Source organism: Kitasatospora sp. SUK 42, assembly GCF_015776785.2.
GTDB lineage: Bacteria > Actinomycetota > Actinomycetes > Streptomycetales > Streptomycetaceae > Kitasatospora.
Window position 1 is genome coordinate 699,403 of record NZ_LFMD02000007.1, and the last position, 3,342, is coordinate 702,744.

Consider the following 3,342-nt stretch of genomic DNA (forward strand, 5'->3'; position numbering starts at 1 on the left):
ATGCGGCGGGCCAGGGTCAGCAGTTCGAGGGCCGGCTTGCGCACCGCTCCCTCGGCGTGGTCCACCAGGACGAGGATCTCAGCCATTGCTCAATGTCTCCGTGTTTCGCTGGGTCGGGGATGGAGGGGGCGGGACTAGATGAACTTCTGGTCGGCCAGGAAGGTGGCGAGCTGCTTGCCGCCCTCGCCCTCGTCCTTGACGACGGTGCCCGCGGTACGCGCCGGACGCGCAGCCACCGACTCCACCGCCGTCCACGCACCCGCCAGACCGACCTCGTCCGCCTCGATGCCCAGGTCGTCCAGGTCCAGCGACTGAACCGGCTTCTTCTTCGCCGCCATGATCCCCTTGAACGAGGGGTAGCGGGCCTCACCCGACTGGTCCGTCACCGAGACCACCGCCGGCAGCGGGGCCTCGACCAGCTCGGTCGCCGCGTCACCGTCACGACGACCCCGGACCACACCGCCCTCGACCGACACCTCGGACAGCAGCGTCACCTGCGGCACGCCCAGCCGCTCCGCCAGCAGCGCCGGCAGCACGCCCATCGAACCGTCCGTCGACGCCATGCCGACACCGTCGGCGTGGTCCACCAGCACCAGGATCTCAGCCATGATTCGTTGCTCCTGATCGATCGTTGGATGCGCTGACGAGTGGGACTAGATGAACTTCTGGTCGGCCAGGAAGCCGGCGAGCTGCTTGCCGCCCTCGCCCTCGTCCTTGACGACGGTGCCCGCGGTCCGCGCCGGACGCGCAGCCACCGACTCCACCGCCGTCCACGCACCCGCCAGACCGACCTCGTCCGCCTCGATTCCCAGGTCGTCCAGGTCCAGCGACTGAACCGGCTTCTTCTTCGCCGCCATGATCCCCTTGAACGAGGGGTAGCGCGCCTCACCCGACTGGTCCGTCACCGAGACCACCGCCGGCAGCGGGGCCTCGACCAGCTCCGTCGCCGCGTCACCGTCACGACGACCCCGGACCACACCACCCTCGACCGACACCTCGGACAGCAGCGTCACCTGCGGCACGCCCAGCCGCTCCGCCAGCAGCGCCGGCAGCACACCCATCGAACCGTCCGTCGACGCCATGGCACTCCTGGCTCATGATCGCCACTCCTGTTTCACGACGGTACTCAGTACCCTTCATTATGCATGCGCGCGGCGAAAAGGGAACTCAGTGCCTTCACAGGACGGCACTGAGTTCCCTATCCTTTTCATGCCGAACTTCTGCCGTACTTCTGCCGTACAAGCCGGCCCGAGCGCAGGGAGATGACAGCGTGGTCCACTCAGCCATCGATGCCGACACCCGGAGTACGACGCTGTACTTCCAACGCTGCACCTGGTGCAGCAACCCGACCTTCCAGCGGCTGCTCTGCCCCACCTGCGGCTCCACCGAGCTGCGGCTGGAGCCCAGCGAGGGCACCGGGGTCGTCCGGCGCTGCGAGGTCGAGCAGGCCCGGACGCCGCTGGCCCGCCAGAAGTCCCTGATCCGCATGACGGAGGGGTTCGACGTCTGGTGCATCGTGGACGGACTGCGCAGCACCGTCCCGGTGGGCACCCGGGTGCGGTTGCACTCCTCCCCCGGTTCCGACCAGCCGGAGCTGCGCCTGCTGCCGATGGAGGAGCCCCGGCAGGAGCAGGACCCCGAGCCCCGTCCGCTGCCGCCCACCCAGGGCGGGTTCACCCAGCACCTCGCGACCTTCGCGGAGTAGGCCTTCGCGGGGCAGGCCTTCGCGGAGTAGGCCTTCGCGGGGCAGGGCGCCGCACGGTACGTACGCCGGAGGGCGTGGCACTCGGTACCCAGGTACCGAGTGCCACGCCCTCCGTTGTCGTCCGGGGGATCAGGCCTTGCGGGCCTTCACCTCGGAGGTGAGCTGCGGCAGGACCTCGAAGAGGTCGCCGACGACGCCGTAGTCGGCGAGCTCGAAGATCGGGGCCTCGGGGTCCTTGTTGACGGCCACGATGGTCTTCGAGGTCTGCATGCCCGCCCGGTGCTGGATGGCGCCCGAGATGCCGTTGGCCACGTACAGCTGCGGGGAGACCTGCTTGCCGGTCTGGCCGACCTGGCTGCTGTGCGGGTACCAGCCGGCGTCGACGGCGGCACGCGAGGCGCCGACGGCCGCGCCGAGCGCGTCCGCGAGCTCCTCGACCACGCCGAAGCCCTCGGCGGCACCGACACCGCGGCCGCCGGAGACCACGATGGCGGCCTCGGTCAGCTCGGGACGGCCGCTGGACACCCGCGGGGTGCGCGAGGTGACCTTGGCCGCGTTGCCGGTGAACGCGACCGTGACGTTCTCGACGGCGCCGGCGGCCGGGGCGGCCTCCGGAGCGACGGCGTTCGGCTTGACGGTGATGACCGGTGCGCCCTTGGTGACCTTGGACTTCACCTGGAAGGACGCGGCGAACACCGACTGGGTGGCGACCGGACCGCCGTCGCCGGCCTCCAGGTCGACGGCGTCGGTGATGATGCCGGAGCCGAGGCGCAGGGCGACGCGGGCGGCGATCTCCTTGCCCTCGCCGGAGGACGTCACCAGGACGGCGGCCGCGTCGTTGGCCTTGGCGATCTGGGCGAGGGCGTCCACCTTGGGGACGACCAGCTGGTCGGTGAACTCGGCGCCGTCGGCGACGTACACCTTGGCGGCGCCGTACTCGCCCGCCTTGGCGGCGATGTCGGCGGCCGCGGCGCCCGCGCCGAGGACGACGGCGGACGGCTCACCGATGCGGCGGGCCAGGGTCAGCAGTTCGAGGGCCGGCTTGCGCACCACCGCGGCCGCCGGAGACCACGATGGCGGCCTCGGTCAGCTCGGGACGGCCGCTGGACACCCGCGGGGTGCGCGAGGTGACCTTGGCCGCGTTGCCGGTGAACGCGACCGTGACGTTCTCGACGGCGCCGGCGGCCGGGGCGGCCTCCGGAGCGACGGCGTTCGGCTTGACGGTGATGACCGGTGCGCCCTTGGTGACCTTGGACTTCACCTGGAAGGACGCGGCGAACACCGACTGGGTGGCGACCGGACCGCCGTCGCCGGCCTCCAGGTCGACGGCGTCGGTGATGATGCCGGAGCCGAGGCGCAGGGCGACGCGGGCGGCGATCTCCTTGCCCTCGCCGGAGGACGTCACCAGGACGGCGGCCGCGTCGTTGGCCTTGGCGATCTGGGCGAGGGCGTCCACCTTGGGGACGACCAGCTGGTCGGTGAACTCGGCGCCGTCGGCGACGTACACCTTGGCGGCGCCGTACTCGCCCGCCTTGGCGGCGATGTCGGCGGCCGCGGCGCCCGCGCCGAGGACGACGGCGGACGGCTCACCGATGCGGCGGGCCAGGGTCAGCAGTTCGAGGGCCGGCTTGCGCACC

General features: G+C 71.4%; 3 protein-coding genes and 2 pseudogenes. 1 reads left to right on the forward strand and 4 read right to left on the reverse strand.

Features of this window, described 5'->3' with window-relative positions:
- Window positions 1-134 precede the first annotated feature (134 nt).
- Together RZ50_RS24780 and RZ50_RS24785 are read right to left on the reverse strand one after the other, a co-directional pair.
- On the reverse strand, window positions 135-608 hold the full coding sequence (locus RZ50_RS24780; RefSeq protein WP_374199980.1) for a hypothetical protein: 474 nt from the start codon (window positions 606-608) through the stop codon (window positions 135-137).
- Between the two features lie 45 nt (window positions 609-653).
- Window positions 654-1,082, reverse strand: a pseudogene (locus tag RZ50_RS24785) (electron transfer flavoprotein subunit beta); the annotation flags it as partial.
- Between the two features lie 188 nt (window positions 1,083-1,270).
- Here RZ50_RS24785 and RZ50_RS24790 point away from each other — a divergent pair.
- Entirely contained in the window at window positions 1,271-1,705 is a 435-nt protein-coding gene (locus RZ50_RS24790) for a hypothetical protein (protein ID WP_196951298.1), read from the forward strand.
- 129 nt (window positions 1,706-1,834) lie between these two features.
- Here the strand turns inward: RZ50_RS24790 and RZ50_RS24795 are convergent, their stop codons facing one another.
- Window positions 1,835-2,758: an electron transfer flavoprotein subunit alpha/FixB family protein gene (locus tag RZ50_RS24795; protein WP_217680837.1), complete on the reverse strand. Its 924-nt coding sequence runs from the start codon at window positions 2,756-2,758 to the stop codon at window positions 1,835-1,837.
- Window positions 2,757-3,341, reverse strand: a pseudogene (locus tag RZ50_RS24800) (electron transfer flavoprotein subunit alpha/FixB family protein); the annotation flags it as partial. The gene RZ50_RS24795 and the pseudogene RZ50_RS24800, both read right to left, overlap by 2 nt.
- Window position 3,342: the final 1 nt, after the last annotated feature.